This is a genomic window from Promicromonospora sp. NPDC023805 (assembly GCF_040639635.1).
GTDB lineage: Bacteria > Actinomycetota > Actinomycetes > Actinomycetales > Cellulomonadaceae > Promicromonospora.
In genome coordinates this window covers 58,283-75,369 of record NZ_JBFAAH010000024.1, presented here as the reverse complement: position 1 = coordinate 75,369, position 17,087 = coordinate 58,283, and the positions used below count along the sequence as shown (strand labels likewise).

The 17,087-nt window shown below is 70.3% G+C and carries 15 protein-coding genes; 9 read left to right on the top strand and 6 right to left on the bottom strand.

Annotated features, from left to right (window positions below):
• Positions 1 to 2 precede the first annotated feature (2 nt).
• Positions 3 to 692, bottom strand: coding sequence for a response regulator transcription factor (locus tag AB0F70_RS21245; protein WP_357452862.1), 690 nt, complete (start codon positions 690 to 692; stop codon positions 3 to 5).
• A 103-nt stretch (positions 693 to 795) separates the two neighbouring features.
• Here AB0F70_RS21245 and AB0F70_RS21240 point away from each other — a divergent pair, with 103 nt between their 5' ends.
• Positions 796 to 2,085, top strand: a complete 1,290-nt coding sequence (locus tag AB0F70_RS21240; protein ID WP_357452859.1) for a histidine kinase — start codon at positions 796 to 798, stop codon at positions 2,083 to 2,085.
• A 101-nt stretch (positions 2,086 to 2,186) separates the two neighbouring features.
• The gene (locus AB0F70_RS21235; protein ID WP_357452856.1) at positions 2,187 to 3,284 is read left to right on the top strand and encodes an acyl-CoA desaturase; all 1,098 of its coding nucleotides are present in this window, start codon (positions 2,187 to 2,189) and stop codon (positions 3,282 to 3,284) included.
• 7 nt (positions 3,285 to 3,291) lie between these two features.
• Here AB0F70_RS21235 and AB0F70_RS21230 read toward each other — a convergent pair whose 3' ends face one another.
• Together AB0F70_RS21230 and AB0F70_RS21225 are read right to left on the bottom strand one after the other, a co-directional pair.
• Entirely contained in the window at positions 3,292 to 4,023 is a 732-nt protein-coding gene (locus AB0F70_RS21230) for an NmrA family NAD(P)-binding protein (RefSeq protein ID WP_357452853.1), read from the bottom strand.
• Positions 4,024 to 4,033: 10 nt separating this feature from the next.
• Positions 4,034 to 5,002 (bottom strand): oxidoreductase, encoded by a 969-nt coding sequence (locus AB0F70_RS21225; protein ID WP_357452850.1) that lies wholly within the window; start codon positions 5,000 to 5,002, stop codon positions 4,034 to 4,036.
• Between the two features lie 107 nt (positions 5,003 to 5,109).
• Between AB0F70_RS21225 and AB0F70_RS21220 the strand changes: the two genes are divergently transcribed.
• The 3 genes from AB0F70_RS21220 to AB0F70_RS21210 are packed head-to-tail and all read left to right on the top strand — an operon-like array spanning position 5,110 to position 6,594.
• Complete coding sequence (locus tag AB0F70_RS21220; RefSeq protein ID WP_357452847.1) at positions 5,110 to 5,769, top strand: DNA-binding response regulator; 660 nt, start codon at positions 5,110 to 5,112, stop codon at positions 5,767 to 5,769.
• Positions 5,770 to 5,825: 56 nt separating this feature from the next.
• On the top strand, positions 5,826 to 6,206 hold the full coding sequence (locus tag AB0F70_RS21215; RefSeq protein WP_357452844.1) for an MmcQ/YjbR family DNA-binding protein: 381 nt from the start codon (positions 5,826 to 5,828) through the stop codon (positions 6,204 to 6,206).
• A 13-nt stretch (positions 6,207 to 6,219) separates the two neighbouring features.
• Positions 6,220 to 6,594 (top strand): nuclear transport factor 2 family protein, encoded by a 375-nt coding sequence (locus tag AB0F70_RS21210; RefSeq protein WP_357452841.1) that lies wholly within the window; start codon positions 6,220 to 6,222, stop codon positions 6,592 to 6,594.
• Positions 6,595 to 6,668: 74 nt separating this feature from the next.
• Here AB0F70_RS21210 and AB0F70_RS21205 read toward each other — a convergent pair whose 3' ends face one another.
• Positions 6,669 to 7,514, bottom strand: a complete 846-nt coding sequence (locus tag AB0F70_RS21205; RefSeq protein WP_357452838.1) for a hypothetical protein — start codon at positions 7,512 to 7,514, stop codon at positions 6,669 to 6,671.
• 517 nt (positions 7,515 to 8,031) lie between these two features.
• Here AB0F70_RS21205 and AB0F70_RS21200 point away from each other — a divergent pair.
• Complete coding sequence (locus AB0F70_RS21200; protein ID WP_357452835.1) at positions 8,032 to 8,610, top strand: TOPRIM nucleotidyl transferase/hydrolase domain-containing protein; 579 nt, start codon at positions 8,032 to 8,034, stop codon at positions 8,608 to 8,610.
• A 37-nt stretch (positions 8,611 to 8,647) separates the two neighbouring features.
• Here the strand turns inward: AB0F70_RS21200 and AB0F70_RS21195 are convergent, their stop codons facing one another.
• Positions 8,648 to 9,694, bottom strand: a complete 1,047-nt coding sequence (locus AB0F70_RS21195) for an alcohol dehydrogenase catalytic domain-containing protein (protein WP_357452832.1) — start codon at positions 9,692 to 9,694, stop codon at positions 8,648 to 8,650.
• 188 nt (positions 9,695 to 9,882) lie between these two features.
• On the opposite strand from AB0F70_RS21195, the gene AB0F70_RS21190 reads away from it, so the two are divergent.
• The gene (locus AB0F70_RS21190) at positions 9,883 to 10,914 is read left to right on the top strand and encodes a tyrosine-type recombinase/integrase (RefSeq protein WP_357452829.1); all 1,032 of its coding nucleotides are present in this window, start codon (positions 9,883 to 9,885) and stop codon (positions 10,912 to 10,914) included.
• A 38-nt stretch (positions 10,915 to 10,952) separates the two neighbouring features.
• On the opposite strand, the gene AB0F70_RS21185 is transcribed toward AB0F70_RS21190, so the two are convergent.
• Positions 10,953 to 12,542, bottom strand: coding sequence for an FAD-binding oxidoreductase (locus tag AB0F70_RS21185; RefSeq protein WP_357452826.1), 1,590 nt, complete (start codon positions 12,540 to 12,542; stop codon positions 10,953 to 10,955).
• Positions 12,543 to 12,848: 306 nt separating this feature from the next.
• Between AB0F70_RS21185 and AB0F70_RS21180 the strand changes: the two genes are divergently transcribed.
• Both AB0F70_RS21180 and AB0F70_RS21175 read left to right on the top strand, forming a co-directional pair.
• Positions 12,849 to 14,153: a phosphatidylserine/phosphatidylglycerophosphate/cardiolipin synthase family protein gene (locus AB0F70_RS21180; RefSeq protein ID WP_357452823.1), complete on the top strand. Its 1,305-nt coding sequence runs from the start codon at positions 12,849 to 12,851 to the stop codon at positions 14,151 to 14,153.
• Positions 14,154 to 14,260: 107 nt separating this feature from the next.
• Positions 14,261 to 16,747, top strand: a complete 2,487-nt coding sequence (locus AB0F70_RS21175; protein WP_357452820.1) for a PT domain-containing protein — start codon at positions 14,261 to 14,263, stop codon at positions 16,745 to 16,747.
• Positions 16,748 to 17,087: the final 340 nt, after the last annotated feature.

Sequence of the window (17,087 nt, the reverse complement as noted above, 5' to 3'; positions counted from 1 at the left end):
GGTCAGTGGCCCGCGCGCACCAGGCCCGACTCATAGGCGCAGACCACCATCTGCGTCCGGTCACGCAGCTCGAGCTTGTTCAGGATGCGCGAGACGTGCGTCTTGACGGTCTGCTCGGCCAGGTACAGCTCGGTGGCGATCTCGGCGTTCGACTGGCCGGCGGCGACCAGCTTCATGACGTCGAGCTCGCGGTCGGTCAGCGCGGACAGCCTGGCGTCCGCCGAGGCGGGCCGCTCGGGGCGCGCCGCGTAGTCGGCGATGAGCGCCCGCGTGATCTTCGGGGACAGGAGGGCCTCGCCCGCGGCGACCACGCGGACCGCCTGGGTGAGCTCCTCGGGCGGGGAGTCCTTCAGCAGGAACCCGCTCGCTCCCGCGCGCAGGGCCGAGAACACGTAGTCGTCGGCGTCGAAGGTGGTCAGCATGATCACCTTCGGCGGTGTGCCGGGCATGGCCATGATCGTGCGGGTCGCGTCGAGCCCGTTGACCTTCGGCATGCGGATGTCCATCAGCACGACGTCGGGCTGCGTGCGGCGCACGACGTCGGTGATCCCCAGGCCGTCCTCGGCAGTGCCGACGACCGTGATCCCTTCGTGGGCGTCCAGGAGGGCGGCGAACCCGGCCCGGATCATCGACTGGTCGTCGACGATCAGCACCCGGATCGCACTATCGGCAACGTCGGGAGCTGGGGGCATGGGACCAACGTAACCGACGCCAGACAAGGAAACCCGAAAGTATGACGCCGGATACCTCTCGCGGGTGACGCGCCGCACACGTGCGCCGCATAACCTGCAGAGAATGGACCACCCACATGCTCGTCCACAGGTGCCGGGAGCCGTCGTCGCGGCCAGCCGTGGCGTCCGGTACTGGCGGCTGCGCGCGCTGACCCGGCTGGACCTCAGCACGTTCTCGATCGCGCGGCGCGAGGTCGTCTGGATGTGGACGGTGGTCTCCGTCGCCGCGGTGGCGCTCGTCGCCGTCGGCTGGCCCGTGACCGCGTCCGGGTACGACACCCACCCGGTAGCCGCCATGGCCCTGACCATCGTGCACTGCGCCGCCGCGATCATGGCGGTGCGCTGGGCCTGGGCAGGGCTCGGCGCGTCCATCCCGGCCGCGCTCGGGCTGATGATCGTGACCGCCGGCGCGGCCCCCGAGTGGCCCTGGCCGTGGCCGGTCACCGTGCTGCTCACGCACTGCCTGACGGTGTTCGTGCTCGCCCTGCGCCACTCCTGGTACTGGGCCGCGTCCCTCTGGCTCGCGGGAGCCATGATGACGGTCCTCGCCCCCGCGCTGATCGTCGGCGACGCCACCGCGTCCGCCGGTGCCAACGGTGTGGTGCTGGTCTCCCTGAGCGGCGGGATAGCCCTGGTCGGCGTGCTCGTGCGCCTGTGGATCCTCAGCGTCGTCCGCATGGAACAGGCCGAACGGCTGAGCGCCGCCGAGGCGGGCAGGCGCCGGGAGCTCGAGGAACGCAACAGGATCGCCCGCGAGCTGCACGACGTCGTCGCGCACAGCATGTCGGTCATCACCGTCCAGGCCTCGACCGCGCGCTACCGGCAGCCCGGCCTCGACGACGCGATCCAGCAGGAGTTCGAGCAGATCGCCGCCTCCTCCCGGCGTGCCCTGGGTGAGATGCGCGGACTGCTCGGCCTTCTGCGCGGCCAGGACACCGCACCCACCGCACCGATGCCAGGCCTGCCCGACATCGCCGAGCTGGTCAGAGCGACCCGCGCCTCAGGCGCAGAGATCACCTACGTGGGCACGGAAGCGGTGGTCCCCGACGCAGTAGGGCTCACCGGCTTCCGCGTCGTCCAGGAGGCCCTCAGCAACGCCCTGCGGCACGCTCCGGGCTCGGCGATCGCCGTCACCGTCACCGAGGACGGGCACGACCTGCGCGTCCGCATCACCAACACGGCCCCCGCACGCAGCGAGGAACCCACCCCGGGCGCCCAGCTGGGCCTGGCGGGCATCCGCGAACGGGCGGCCGCCCTCGGCGGCACGGTCACCTCCCGCCCCACCGCCGGCGGCGGCTTCGAGATCTCAGCGACCCTCCCCGTCGGCGAGGACGAGCACCCGCTGCTCGCATAGCGCTGATCGGGTAGGGGACACCACCCACTACTCACGTAGGGGGTGAGATTGGCTCCCATGGGTGACGCGCAACCGACAACCCGGTTCCTAGGTTGACACCCATGACGACCACGACCGAAGCGCCGCCTCGCTCGGCCCGCCAGCCCCGCCCAGCACGCACCGCGCGCAACCAGCAGACCAACGACTACTTCGATCTCGCCGAGCGCGCCACCGCCGCCGGCCTGATGGGGCGTCGCGTCGGCTGGTACGCGGCCCGCGCCGCCTTCCTCGCCGCAGGCCTGGCGCTCGCGTTCACCCTGCTGCTGACGCTGGGCGACACCTGGTGGCAGCTCCTCGTGGCAGTCCTGTTCGGCATCGTGTTCACCCAGGGCGCGTTCCTCGGCCACGACGCCGGGCACCTGCAGATCTTCCGCTCGGGGCGGCACAACGAGTGGGCCGCGCGGATCGTCGCCAACCTCGTCGTCGGCCTCAGCCACGGCTGGTGGGCCCGCAAGCACAACAAGCACCACGGCAACCCCAACGTGATCGGCAAGGACGGCGACATCGCCACCGGCACGCTCGTATTCGTGCCGGGCGAGGAGGTCGGGCGCACCGGCTTCATGCGCTGGTTCACCCGCCGCCAGGGCTGGCTGTTCTTCCCGCTGCTGACGCTGTTCGGCCCGTCGCTGCACCTCACCGCCATCCAGAGCCTCGCAACGACGCCCGCCATCAAGCACCGTGGCGCGGAGGCCGGGCTCATGGCCCTGCGGCTCATCGGGTTCCCGACGCTCGTGTTCCTCACACTCGGGCCCGCGCTCGGCGCCGCGTTCATGGCCGTGCAGCTCGCGACGTTCGGCCTGTACATGGGTGCGACCTTCGCGCCGAACCACAAGGGCATGCCGCTGCTGCCCAAGGACCTCAAGATCGACTTCCTGCGCCGCCAGGTGCTCACCTCCCGCAACATCCGCGGCGGCTGGTTCACGGACATCGCCATGGGCGGCCTGAACTACCAGATCGAGCACCACATCTTCCCGCGGATGGCCAGCGTCAACCTGAAGCAGGTCCGGCCGATCGTGCGGGCGTTCTGCGCCGAGCGCGACATCCCCTACACCGAGACCGGGCTGTTCGAGTCCTACGGCATCATCACCGCCTACCTCAACCGCGTGGGGCTCGGCGAGGCCAACCCCATGGACTGCCCGATCGTCGCGCAGTACCGGTAAACAGCAGTCAGGCAGTAGCCAGGACCTCCGTGACGGACGACGGCGCCCGCCCCGTGAGCCTGAGCACCTCGCCCGACACCGCGCCCCAGCGGCCCTCACGGACCGACGCGAACATCGTCGAGTACGCATACGTCCACCACGGGTCCTCCCCGGACCTGGCCAGCTCCTCGACCAGCAACCCCGCCGGCACGTCGGTGTAGCTCACCGGGATCCCCGCGATCCCGGTGAGCACACCCGCGAGACCCTCGAACGTGAACGCCTCCGGCCCCGTCAGGTCATGGTGCCGCCCGCTCTCCACCAGCAGCTGCTCCGTGCGCCCGTTGGTGAACGCGTAGCAGAACGGCGACGCCACATCAGCGTCCACACCGCTCAGATACACCACATGCCCCAACCCGCAGGCGCTCGCGGCCCGCACCACGTTCTCGTGCTGGACCAGCATCCGTGCGGCCTCGCCGTCGCCGGACACGAACACCAGGACGTCCACCCCGCGCAGGGCCGCCCGGAGCGAGCCGGCGTCGTCGTAGTCGGCATGGACCGGCACGACGACGCCGGAGGCGCGTGCTGCGGGGCTCAGCGCGGCCAGGACGGCGTCGGGGCGGCGGGCGAGCGCCAGGACCTGCTGAGGGCCGTTCCCGGGGCCGTCGTGCTGGCCGCCGTCGGCGCCGTGTCCTGTGGTGGCCAGGAGGTCGACGACCTGGCTCCCGAGCATGCCGGTCGAGCCGGTGACCGCGATTCTCACGGCGGTCAGGCTACCGGGACGCGGGTACGTCCGTTGATCGCGTGCCGATGCCGTCCAGCAGCACCATCTCGTCGCCCGTCAGTCGAAGGGCTCCCGCCGCGACGTTCTCCTCCAGGTGCGCGACGTTCCCGGTACCGGGGATCGCGACGACGTGCGGACCCCGGTGCAGGGTCCAGGCCAGGCGGACCTGCGCCGGGGTCGCACCGTGCGCGGCGGCGACCGCCGCCACCTCCGCCTGACCGGTCTCGTCCGGGCCACCGCTCAGCGCGGCCCCCGGCACCGCCGCCCCGACCGAGAAGAACGGCACGAACGCGATGCCGTGCTCACCGCACAGGTCGAGCACCGCCTCGTCCTCCCGGCTGGTCAGGCCGTACTGGTTCTGCACGCACACCACCGGCGCGACGGACATCGCCTCGGTCAGCTGCTCCGGCAGCACGTTGGAGATACCGAGGTGCCGGACCAGACCGGCCTCACGCAGGTCCGCGAGCGCCCCGAAGTGCTCGGCGACCGACTCGGGCTCGCGCCCCTCACCGGCCATCCGCGTGCCCCAGCGCAGGTTCACGACGTCGAGGTGGTCGCGGCCGAGCTGGCGGATGTTCTCCTCGACCTGGGCGCGCAGCTCGTCGGGGCGCGCCATGTGCTCGAACCCGCCGTCCCGGGCCCGGGACGGCCCGACCTTCGTGGTGATCGTCAGGTCCTCCCCATAGGGCTGCAGGGCAGTACTGATCAGCTCGTTGGCCGAACGCAGCGGCATGAAGTAGAACGCCGCGGTGTCGATGTGGTTCACACCGAGCTCGACGGCCCGGCGCAGGACCGCTGTCGAGCCGTCCCGCCCACGCGGCGTCTCGTCCCAGGGCATGCCCACCAGCCGCATCGCGCCGAGCCCTACCCGGTTGACCGTGCGATCGCCGAGCCGCCAGGTGCCGGCAGCCGCCGCGTCCGGGGTGATCGCGGCCGTCATGTTCACGTCTGTCGTCATGCAGCCAGCATCACGCCGACCGGCCCCGACCCGGCCACGATGGCAACAAGCTGCCGACCCCGGCGCGGGGGAGCGCTGCCGGCAGGATCGAACCCATAATCGAACCCATGCAGACCGGGGAACCCGTCACCATCGTCCACGGCGAGCAGGAGCTCTTCGAGCGGACCAGACACCTGTTCACCACCGCGACGGACGTCGCCTGCGCGGCCAACGACCTCGCCACCTGGGCCACCGCACAGTCCTCCGCCGAGTTCACCAGCCTGGTCCGCGAACGCCGCCCGGCCGGCACCCGCCTGCGCAAGATGTACCGGTCCGCGATGCTGCTCGACCACGTCGCCGCACGACACCTCGCACACGACCGCGACCGCCACGGCGCACACGTCCGCGTCACCACCCAGGAGATCAACGAGACGATCATCCTCGACCGCCGCCTCGTGATCCTCGCCGGCGACCTCACCGCCGGCAGACGCAGCTACAGCGTCATCACCCAGCGCGAGGCAGTACAGGGAGTCACCTCCCTGTTCGACGCCGCCTGGCACGCAGCCACCGAGCTCGACGTCTACGACACCCAGATCGCCGAGATCCGCCAGCTCGCACCCCAGGTCCTCGACCTGCTGAGCCAGGGCGCCAAGGACGAGGCAGCCGCCCGAACCCTCGGCCTCGGCGTACGCACCTACCGACGCCGCGTGGCCGAGCTCATGGACGCCCTCGGCGCCGAGTCACGCTTCCAGGCCGGCGTCCGCGCACGCGAGCTCGGCCTCGTCTGAGGACCCTGCCCACCTCGTCCGGCGACCATGTCAGTGACTGGTGCAAGACTCCTGCCGTGAGCGAACGAGCCCCCGTCCCGACCGACACCATCCAGCGCCTCGCCGCCATCCTGGAACCCCTCCCGGAGTGCGCCGAGCACGACGCCTGGACCGGCGTCGCCTGGAAGGTCCGCGACGCCACCATCGGGCACATCTTCGGGGGAGAGGACGGCCTCGTCCGCATCACCTTCCGCGCCGAACCCGACGAGGTAGAAGCCTTCCCACACCTCGGCCCCCAGTACTTCAAGGCCAGCTGGGGCACCAACGTCGTCGGCCTGATCCTCGACCAGCACACCGACTGGGACGAGCTCGCAGAGCTCCTCACCGACTCCTACTGCATCCAGGCACCACAAGACCTCGCCGCACAGGTCGACCGGCCCGCGCCCCAGGCCGGCTGACTAGCCTCAGGACATGACCCAGCACACCACCGTCGAGACCTGGATCCACAACTACGAACGCCTCTGGCGCACACCAGGCACCGACACCCTCACCGACCTCTTCGCCACCGACGCCACCTACAAGACCTCACCCTGGGCAGCACCCATCGTCGGCCTGCCGGCTCTCGCGGAGTTCTGGGAGTCCCATCGTGACGGGCCGGACGAGCCGTTCACCATGTCCGCCGAGGTCGTGGCGGTGGACGGCCCGACGGCGGTCGTCCGCGTGAGCGTCGAGTACGGCGAGTCCGGTGATCGCTGGCTCGACCTCTGGATCATCGAGCTCGACGACGACGGGCGGTGCACCGCCTTCGAGGAGTGGCCGATCGCCCCGGACCGGACCGTGTCCTAGTAGTTCGGCCTCAGTGACTCGGCCTCAGGAGCCCTGTCTGCGGGGTGCGGGGGAGTGCGAGCACGACGGCGTGCTCAGCGTGGTTGGTCCGGTCCTTCGTGGCGGACGTCCAGGCGTAGGGCGCGACAGAGCTCCTCGAGCCCGTGCTCCACGACGAACGGTGCGAGGAGCGACAGGAGCACCTCGACGGCGTCGACCAGCGCATCCTGGTCGGGGGAGCCGACGAGGGTAGCGGCGAGCCTCTCGGGTACGGGCCGACCGGCGTTCTCCAGGCTGACAGCCCCGAACTGCGGAAAGACGACCTGCTCCTGTGCGGCGACCAGCTGGAGGTACAGGTCGCGGGCCTCGGTCAGGCTGCGCAGCGCTCTCCAGTACGTGCCCCTGCGCGCATGTTTGAGCGCGTCACCTGCGGCGATGCACGCGAGGAAAGCCCACTCGCGCCGTCCGTCAGCATCGGGGTCCCACGTCGCCCGGTCGAGCGAGGTGGAAAGCCTGTCCAATTTGTCCACCAGGGCGACGGCTTCGGGCGCGAGACCGGTGCGCGTCGCCGACGGCATGACGACGAGCGAGAGCTGCCGTCCGTCCTGGTAGATGCAGACCAGGTGGGTCGTCTCGGGCCCGAACGGCTGGCGCAGCACCGCGGCCGTAGGGGCGAACTCGGTCACTGCATGTTCTATGGCCTCCAGGTCGCCGCCGTCCAGCAGGCCGACGCCGGCGTCGATGTCCGAGTACTCGTCGCCGGCGCCTCGTCCCAGGGAGCCGGCGAGCTCGAGCCACTCGACCCACGGGGTCTCACGCGCCCAGAGCGTCAGGATCTCGACGAGCTCGGCTGGTCCTGGCGATCCTGGTGACGATCCTGGTTCGGCTGAGGCTGGTTCGGATGAAGCTGGTTCGAATGGCGACGACGTGTGCTGAGCCACGGCCGCAGTCTGGCACGTGAGCTCGCCAACTTCGCGTCGTGGATCGGCCTGTACAGCCAGATTGGGTTAGAACCGATAATGCACATTATGTCATTACGGCGAGGAATCGGCCTGGAACCACTGCCCTGTCCGCACTGGTCGTGCGGCACCTGCTGTACGCCCTGGCGCAGGATTGACGCTCTTGTACACGATCGCCCTCGACGTGGCTCTCTGACTTCGGTCCGTTGCCGAGTGCGCTGAGCGACTTCGGTCGGTTGCTCTGAGATCGGTCAATCAACCGACCGATCTCAGAGCAACCGACCGAAGTCACGAGCAACGCCGTGCAATGGACCGATCTCACGGACCAGCGATGTGCTCCGGGCGCACCCCGCTCCCCACCAACCCCGATCAGCAAGACATCTATAGCATTGTGTATAGCGCAACACAACTGTCTTCCACTATGAAGCAAGGGCAACACGGTAGCAGCCCGAAAATCCTGCGGCCTGTCTCCCTGGTCGAGGCATACCATCCGGGAACCATGAACCTCGCAGGAGTCCTCGCCGCTTCCACGAGCACCGTGCTGCTCGTGGAGGGCGAGAGTGACCGCGCGGCGGTCGAGATGCTGGCCGCACGACTGGGTCTCCCCCTCGACGACCTCGGGGTGCAGGTCCTCGCGATGGGCGGCATCACGAACATCGGGCATCATCTGGTGGCGCTCGGCGACCAGGGCGTTCGCCTGGGCGGGCTGTACGACGCCGCGGAGGAACGCTTCGTCATCAAAGGGCTCGACCGGGTGGGCCTGCGCCCGTTCGCGGCGACCACTCCCCTGACCGACCTGGGTTTCTTCCGCTGCGACCGCGATCTCGAGGACGAGCTCATCCGGGCCATCGGCATCGACGGGTTCCTGGCCCTGATCGACGACGAGGGCGAGCTGCGCAGCTTCGAACGGCTGCAGGGGCAGCCCGCTCAGCGCGAACGCACGACCACCCAACAGCTGCACCGCTTCATCGGGTCCAAGGGCGGACGCAAGGAACGCTACGGGCGACGCCTGGCGGAGGTGCTACCGCTGGACCGGGTGCCCGCCCCGCTGGACGCGGTGCTGCGCTGGGCGACCTGACCCGCGCCCCCGCCCACGCATACGCCCCCAGAGAGAGTCAGTCCCGCCGCGGGTCGAGCACGACCATCCCGGCGCGCGGTGCGGTGTCCATGGTCGGTACGAGCGCTGCGGCCTCGGCCAGGCCGATGACACGGTCCAGCAGGTCCTGCGGCCGCAACGCCCCGGATGCCACGAGCTCGAGCATCTCGGGATAGTCGGCGGCCGCCATGCCGTGGCTGCCCAGCACGTCGAGCTCCCACGCGATCACGCGCCCCATGGGCACACGCGGGCCGCCGTCGACCGGCGTGAACAGGCCCACCTGTACGTGGCGCCCGCGGCGGCGCAGGCTCCCGATCGCGTCGGCGCACGTCTGCTCGCTCCCGACGGCGTCCACCGCGACGTGCGCGCCGCCGTCGGTCAGCTGCTGCACGACGGCGGGTACGTCGCGGCCGTCCGCGAGCACCGTGCGTTCGGCGCCGGCGCGGCGGGCCGCCTCCAGCGCCCCTTCCGACCGGTCGACCGCGACGACCCGGGCGCCACGTGCGTCGGCGATCATGATCGCGCTGAGCCCGACGCCGCCCGCGCCGACGACCGCCACCCACTCCCCTGCCTGGACCTGCGCACGTCCGGCCACCGCCCGGTAGGCGGTCGCGAACCGGCAGCCGAGGCTCGCCGCGGTCTCGAAGGAGACGTCGTCGGGAATCGCGACCAGGTTGGCGTCCGCCGCGTTCAGCACCACCAGCTCGGCGTACGAGCCCCAGTGCGTGAAGCCCGGCTGGGTCTGGTCCGGGCAGACCTGCGCCTGCCCGCTGCGGCACCACTCGCAGGCGCCGCAGCCGCTGACGAACGGAACGGTCACGCGGTCCCCTACCTGCCACTTCGTGACACCCGCGCCGACCTCGGCGACGGTGCCGGCGAGCTCGTGGCCGGGTACGTGCGGCAGGGTGGTGATGTCGGTGTCGTGCCCGGCCCAGGCGTGCCAGTCGCTCAGGCACAGCCCGGTCGCGTGCACGCGCACGACCACGCCCCCGTCAGGGGCGCCCGGGTCGGCCACCTCGCGGACGTCGATGGGGCCCTGGAACTGGTCGAAGACGATGGCACGCACGTGCGGATTGAATCACGACCGCTCGTCAGCGCGCCGCACGCAGCAGGAGGTCGCGCGGTCCAGGCGTTGGGGCGTGCGGCGACGCCGGGTGGCCGCGAGCGCCTGTCGAGAGGTGCGGGTCGCGTCGCAGGTCAGCGGCGCATTCCGGCATATCGGGAGTGTCAGTGGTCCCGCCTAGGGTGGCGGTCATGGTCGCTCCCCCGCGCCTCGAGCGCATCACCGTCGCCGAAGCCACCCGCCGCTACCTCGCGGCGGTCGAGGTCGAGACGATCCGTGGTGTCCTGTCGCCTGCCACGGCGCGCAGCTATACGCGTGACGTCACCGAGTTCGGCCGCCTCACGGGCCGTGACCGCATCCTCGACGACGTCACGGGCTCCGACGTCGACAGTGTCCTGGTGCGCTACCAGTCGGCGCCCGACGCCCGCTACACCGACCCGGATCGCAAACCCGGTCCTGGGCGCAGTACGGCCACGGTCAACCGGTTCCGGCAGTCCGTGACGCGGTTCTTCGCGTACGCGGCGCGGGAGTGCTGGGTACAGGCCGACCCCATGCAGTGGGCCGCGCCGCCGGCCAAGGTGCGTGGCACCCTGCGCACCGCCCGCACGGCGCTGTCGGCGGGCGCGGCGCGCAGCCTGCTGACCGCCGGCCCTGCCGAGACCCCTGCCCGCACCGATCAGGACCTCGCGCTGCGCGACCGGCTGGTGGTCGCGCTGCTCCTGGTCCTGGGTCCGCGTGTCTCGGAACTGGCCCGCACCGACGTCGACGACGTCGCGCGTGAGCCGGAGCGCACCACCTGGCGCATCCGCGGCAAGGGCGGCAACACCCGCACGGTGACCCTGTCCCCGCCCCTGGCCCGTGCACTGGACGACTACCTCACCCACCTGCGTCCCACCCTGGCCGCCAAACGCCCGCAGGACGCCGACGCGCAGCGCGCCCTGCTGCTGTCCTGGCGTGGGCGCCGTATCGACACCCAGGCGATCCGTGCGCTGCTCTCCCGTGCGGTGCGCCGCATGCCTGCGCCCTATCAGCGTGAGGCGACCCCGCACGCCCTGCGGCACACCACGGCCACGCTGCTGGTGGCCGACGGCTGGGACGTCAAGGTCGTCGCCGAGCTGCTCGGGCACGCCTCGATCGCCACCACCGGCGTCTACCTGGACCGCATAGAGGGCGAGCTCGCGGCCGCCATCCGGTCCCACCCGCTGGCGGGAGCCTTCGACTGACCACACGACGTCGTGCCACGCTCAGGACATCTCCACGGTCAGGAGAACCGCGTGTAGAACGCGTTGCGGAACCGTTCCTCGGGGTCGTGCTGCCGTTTCAGCGCGAAGAACTCGTCGAGGGTCGGGTATGCCTGCGCCACCTGCTCACGCGTGTAGTGCGGCTGGTACGGCAGGTAGAACGTGGCGTCGTGCTCCAGGGCGACGCGCACCAGCCGTCGTGTCAGCCCCGCCATGTCGGCGTTCCCGGCGTCGGACAGGTCCTGACTGAGGTACAGGACCACCGACAGCCGGGTGCCCTGCGCGTAGGACAGGAGCACCTCGTCCTGGTGCACCACCCGGACGGACGCATTGAGCAGCTCGGCGTCGTGGTCACGCAGCACGGGCGCCGCGGCCTCGAGGAACTCGTGGAGCCGGTCGGGCTCCACGAAGTACTCGTGCAGGACGTCGGTACGGTCCGGCAGCTTGTGGTTGAGCAGCCCGAGCCCGTTGTACGTGGCCTGGGTGCGGGCGACCATGCAGGCCTCGGCGGCGCGCAGCGCCGCGTTGCGCGAGCTGGCGCAGGGCTGGAAGGCCGGCAGCACGTGCTTCTGCGCGACCCAGCGCGCCTCCTGGAAGAAGCCGCCGTGCCTGGCGAGGTTCAGTGCGAACCGTCCCACACGGGAGTTCTGGGTGTCCTTCAGCAGCGGGATCGGCTCGGCGACGCTCCCGGGGGTTCCGGCGTCGCTGTACGTGTAGAGGATGGCCTCGGAGAGGAAGGACGACGGCGCCGTGGACAGGTGCGCATACATCAGGCGCGCGTCCTCGTCGGGTGCTACTTCCTCGAGGTAGGTCCGGGCGAGGTCCGCGCTCGGGATCACGCGCTGCTCCAGCCGGTACACGGTGTCCCGCACGGTCTCCAGCTCGACCTCGGTGATCACTCCGAACAGCCCGTAACCACCGATCACCGCACTGAACAGGGCCGGGTCGCTCGCTCGGTCGACGTCGCGCACCGTGCCGTCGGCGGACACGAGCCGCAGCGACCGCACCGTCCCGGCGAGCGATCCCTGCCGGAAGTCGACCCCGTGCGCGTTCACCGAGACCGTCCCGCCCACGCTGAGGATGTCGATGCTCGGCATCGCGGCCACGGCCCGGCCCTGGGCGTGCAGGGTCTCGAGGACGCTCCGCCAGGTGGCACCGGCTCCCACCCGCACCGTGCCAGCTTCGGCATCCACGGTCACGCCGTCGAGCCCCTGCATGTCGAGCACGAGTCCACCCGGGTAGGACGCCTGCCCGCCCATCGCGTGCCGCGTCCCGGACACGGAGACCGCCAGGTCGTTCTGCCGCGCGTACGCGACAGCCTGGACGACGTCGTCCTCGCTGCGGGGACGCACGACACCGTGCACGGGGACCTCGTTCAGGCAGCTGGCGTCATTCACGACACCGCCGACCTGTTTCAGGCCTCTCAGGCCCGCGACGGCGTCCAGTGGTGCCGGTATGGTCGGGCCGGCGCCCGTTACCCCGGAGCTGACGGGCCGCACCTCGGCGGTACAGGTGCGGGGTCCCACCGGTGCCGAGGAGTACCGGTCGCCCGCGACGATGCCGACGACGAGCACCGTGACGAGGACGGCGCCCAGAACCCATCGCCGCATGCTCTGTATCCGCCGCCGTATCCGGCGCGCGGGGCCTGGTGCTGACATGGGAAGTCCCTCCGTCGTGCCGCCGTCGTTCACGACAGATGGTCCGGTCGGAGGCCTCGTGACCGAGGAGCCGTACCGCCGGCACCACCGAGGGCATCGGTGTCGTCGGTGTGAGCATAGGGAAGTGCGGGGCGAAGTTCCCTCAAATTAACGACGTCGGTCCGCGGCGACGTCTTGCCAGCATGTGCCGACCGGCGCGACGACGCCGGGCGACCGTAATTCCACGATCCTGGATCTGAGACCGGGTACCGTGAGCCCGTGGCGTCTCGCAAGGTCCCTGGCAACCTCTCCCGCAACCTTCCCAAGCTCACGCTCGATGTGCCGTCCGACTTCATGCAGCGTGCCCGCACGCTGGCGACCCGGGCCGCGATCATCGCGGCAGCGGTACCGGTAGGGGCAGCGATAGCCCTCACGGTCACGGACAAGATCCGGCAGCGCCTGCACCCGCTCACGTCGAAGTTCCCCACGGAGAAGCCGCTCACCGAGCACATCGACCAGACCGCCACCACGGTCTACACCTACGGGGCCGACCTGTTCGAGGCGATGCTCGAAGCGATCGCCGGCGCACGCAAGACCGTGATGCTCGAGTCGTACATCTGGAAGAACGACGACATGGGCCAGCGGTTCAAGCGGGCCCTGATCGACGCGTCCGCGCGCGGCGTCGAGGTGTACGTCATCGTCGACGGCTTCGCCAACCTCGTCGTCCCCTACTCGTTCTTCCGCTTCCCGCCCGCCGTGCACGTGCTGCGCTTCCCCGTGCTGCGCCCAGGGATGGCCTACCTCAACATCCGCACCTCGGGCCGTGACCACCGCAAGATCCTCGTGGTCGACGACGAGACCGGGTTCGTCGGCGGATACAACATCGGCTCCCTGTACGCCACGCACTGGCGAGACACCCACGTCCGCCTCCAGGGGCCCTCCGCGTGGGAGCTGCGCAACGCGTTCGTCGACTTCTGGAACCGGCACCGCAAACCGCGCCACCCCATCCTGGCCGACGCCGGATCCGGGACCTGGCTGCCCCACCTCAAGGCCGCGCGCAACGCGCCGTCCGAGCTCGTGTTCCCCATCCGCGGGATCTACCTCGACGCCATCGACCGGGCCATCAGCCACGTCTACATCACCCAGGCGTACTTCATCCCGGACCACGACATCCACGCCGGACTGCTGGCTGCCGCCGCACGCGGCGTCGACGTCCGCGTCCTCGTACCGCACCGCTCCAACCACGTCGTCGCCGACTGGCTCGCCCGCGGCCAGTACGCCTCCCTGCTGCGCGGCGGGGTACGGATCTTCCTGTACCAGGGCGCCATGGTGCACGCCAAGACCGCCACCATCGACCGCCGCTGGACCACCATCGGCACCGCCAACATCGACCGGCTCAGCCTCACCGGCAACTACGAGATCAACCTCGAGGTCGTCGACCCGGGCCTCGCCGGCCGCATGGAGGACATCTTCGCCATGGACCTGACCAACGCGCAGGAGCTCACCCTCGCCCAGTGGGAAGAACGCGGCGCGCTCGCCAAGATCGGCGAATACCTCCTGATCCCCCTGCGCCCCCTGCTGTGACGAGCCACCTGGCCACGCACGACCCTGTGGACAGCCCCACCTGCCGCCCTCCGTCGCTGTAGCGTTCTCCACGGTGGGCGGGACCGACCGGGGGCAAGGGGTGCGTCATGGTGGCAGCAGCACAGGAGACCCTTCCTGACGCTGCCGACGCCCCTGCGCCCCGCGAGTGGTGGCAGGTCCTCGCCGAACGACGCACCCGCTGGCTGACGGCGCACCCCCGCCTCGCCCGCGCCTGGACAGTCACCCGCATGGTCGTGCTGTTCGGGTCGCTCGTCTGGCTCGCCGCCCTGTGGCTGTTCATGCCCGAACTGCGCCTCGGCATGCGCGCCTACCTCGGCTGCCTCTGGGTAGTGATCGCCTGGTTCGCGCTCGCTCGCACCAAGACACTCACCTGGCACGGATTCCTCGGCTTCTTCACCGTGTGCGTGCCGTGGTCCGCCGCGATCGGCGCCCTCACCACCACGATGGCCACCAGCATGGCCCGGTACGAGTTCCTCGCCGTCTCCGAGACCGGCGCGCAGGTCGCCATCGCCGGCATCGTCGAAGAAGCCGGCAAGCTCGCCCCGGTAGTACTGCTGGCCCTGCTCGCACCACGCCGAGCAGCTCGCTTCGCCACCATCGACTGGCTGCTCCTCGGCCTGGCCTCCGGCACCGCGTTCCTCGCCGTCGAAGAAGCCGTCCGCCGCACGGCGCTGGCCACCGGCAACATCGGCCTCGGCTCCCTCCTGGGCCCACCCGCCGACGCCGTCCTCCCACCCGGGTATGTCACGTTCGGCCTCATCCCGATCCCCACACCGATGAGCGCCGACGGCGCACTGCTCGCGCCTACGACCGCAGCCGAGTTCGGCGGCCACGCGATCCTGACCGCCCTGATCACCGGCCTGTTCGGCCTGGCGCTCGCGGCCTGGCAGGCCCGACGCCGCCTCACCGGCCTCGCCCTCGGCCTGCTCCCCGCGATCGCACTGTGGTCAGCCATCGCCGACCACGCCATGTACAACGCGGGCCTCGACCTGTTCAGCGCCCTACCCGGCAACAACGGCGCCCCCGCCTACCTCGACCCCGACGCCACCACCCTCCCCTGGTGGCTCCGCGTCCCCTGGTCCCTGCTCGGACACGGACACGGCCGAGTCACCTTCTTCCTGCTCCTCGCCCTCACCTGCCTGTTGGTCGACGCCGCCCGCCTGGCCACCCGACCCCCCGTCAACCTCACCGGACGGCCCGCACCACGCTGGGTCACCCAGCCAGTGAACGGGGCACACCCCGCCGTCAGCGCCGTCCTCCGCGCCGTCACAGGCCTGCTGTGGATCATCGTGCGTGACCTGGCCCAGGCGCTCGCGGGCTTTGCCCGGCGTCGGTCCGGGGATGCCGGGCCCGACCAAGCTGAGTCCGGCCTCGCCACGGATCCGGAGTCTCGCCGGGCTGCCGCCGCCCGCGGCGCGGCACTGATCTCCGGACAACGGGCACTGCGAGAGCTCGCCTACGAGGACGCGTCCGCGCGGATCCATCCGTGGGCGCGGAGGCTTGCGGCGCTCGCGGTGCTGGCCGGTCTCGGCTGGCTCGTGTTCGCGGCCGCACCGGCCACGGCCCGTGAGATCGGTAGCGCGACCAACAACATGTTCGAGCTGCCGGGGATGGGTCCAACGGACGCGCCGCCAGCCCTTCCGGCGGACCTGCCGTCCGGGTTCCCCTCGGACCTACCCACTGGCATGCCGACCGACCTACCCACGTGGATGCCGACCAACATCCCCACGAACCTGCCGAGCGATCTACCGACGTTCGACCCGGACGACCTCCCGTCCCTCGACCCGGACTTCGAGTTCCCCAGCATGCCGCCCGGCACGGAGCCATGGCTGGCCGGGGCCCTCGACGCCGTCGCCGACTGGTGGCACGACCAGCCACTGATCACCCAGCTCGCGATCGGCGCCGGGATCGCAGCCCTGGTCGTGCTGTCGGGCGGATCCCTCGGCCTGGCCCTGGGTATCTCCGGCGTCCTGACCTGGGGCCTGGACCACTCGGCCGGCATCGCGACGTTCACCAGGAACCCCCGCCAAGCCACCCGCGACTACTTCGCGACGGCCACGCCGGCCCAGCTCGCCGCCGATACGCTCGGTGTGGCGCTGACGTTCGCGCCGGGCAACTTCGCGGGCGCCGCAACCGGGCGCATCCTGCGCAATACCGCCGACGACCTCGCGGCGGACCCTGCGGCGTGGTGGGCGACTCGGCGGCGAACATTCACGCCACCTGCCAAGAGCGACGCTGTCGCCACCACCGCAGACGCTCTGGATGATGTCGCGGCGCTCGCGGCAAAGGTTGATGCCGACAGCTTGACAATGACAAATACCGTTGCGAACCATTTCGGCGATGTCATCACCAGAGGCAAGTACAAGGGCGAGCTGTCACGCCCCTACATGAATTCGAGCCTTACAGTTCGGGAGATCATGGCAGGCAGCGATCCACGGCTCGATCCACGTGGCGCACCAGGGGCTTTGCGGTGGGATACACCTGGCAAGTTCCGCGGGCGTACTGGCACATGGGAACTCGTGGTCGACACAGATGCGAACAAGATTCTTCATTTCAACTTTGTGGGAGACTGAGCTTGATGATCTATTTCCGCACAGCAGTCGGCAGTGCGCTGAACGGACGGCTTACATACTCGGGAGCCGAGCAGACATTCGACTTCGTTCCCGATGGGAGCCTTGCGGAGCTTGCACCGAGCTCCCAGGAGGGAACTACCGGGCTCGCGCTGGGCTCGCTACAGCTCGAGACAGCGGTCGAAGACGGCAGGGTCTTATACGCATGGGGGTACTGCCCCCGCGATTCCTGGCAGCACGCAGAACTACAAGTGCCTCCGGCGACGGACGGCGTGTGCACGGCGCATACAACCAACGACGAGCTCGTTCCAGGCGTATCGGAGAGGGTATCCAAGACGCCCTG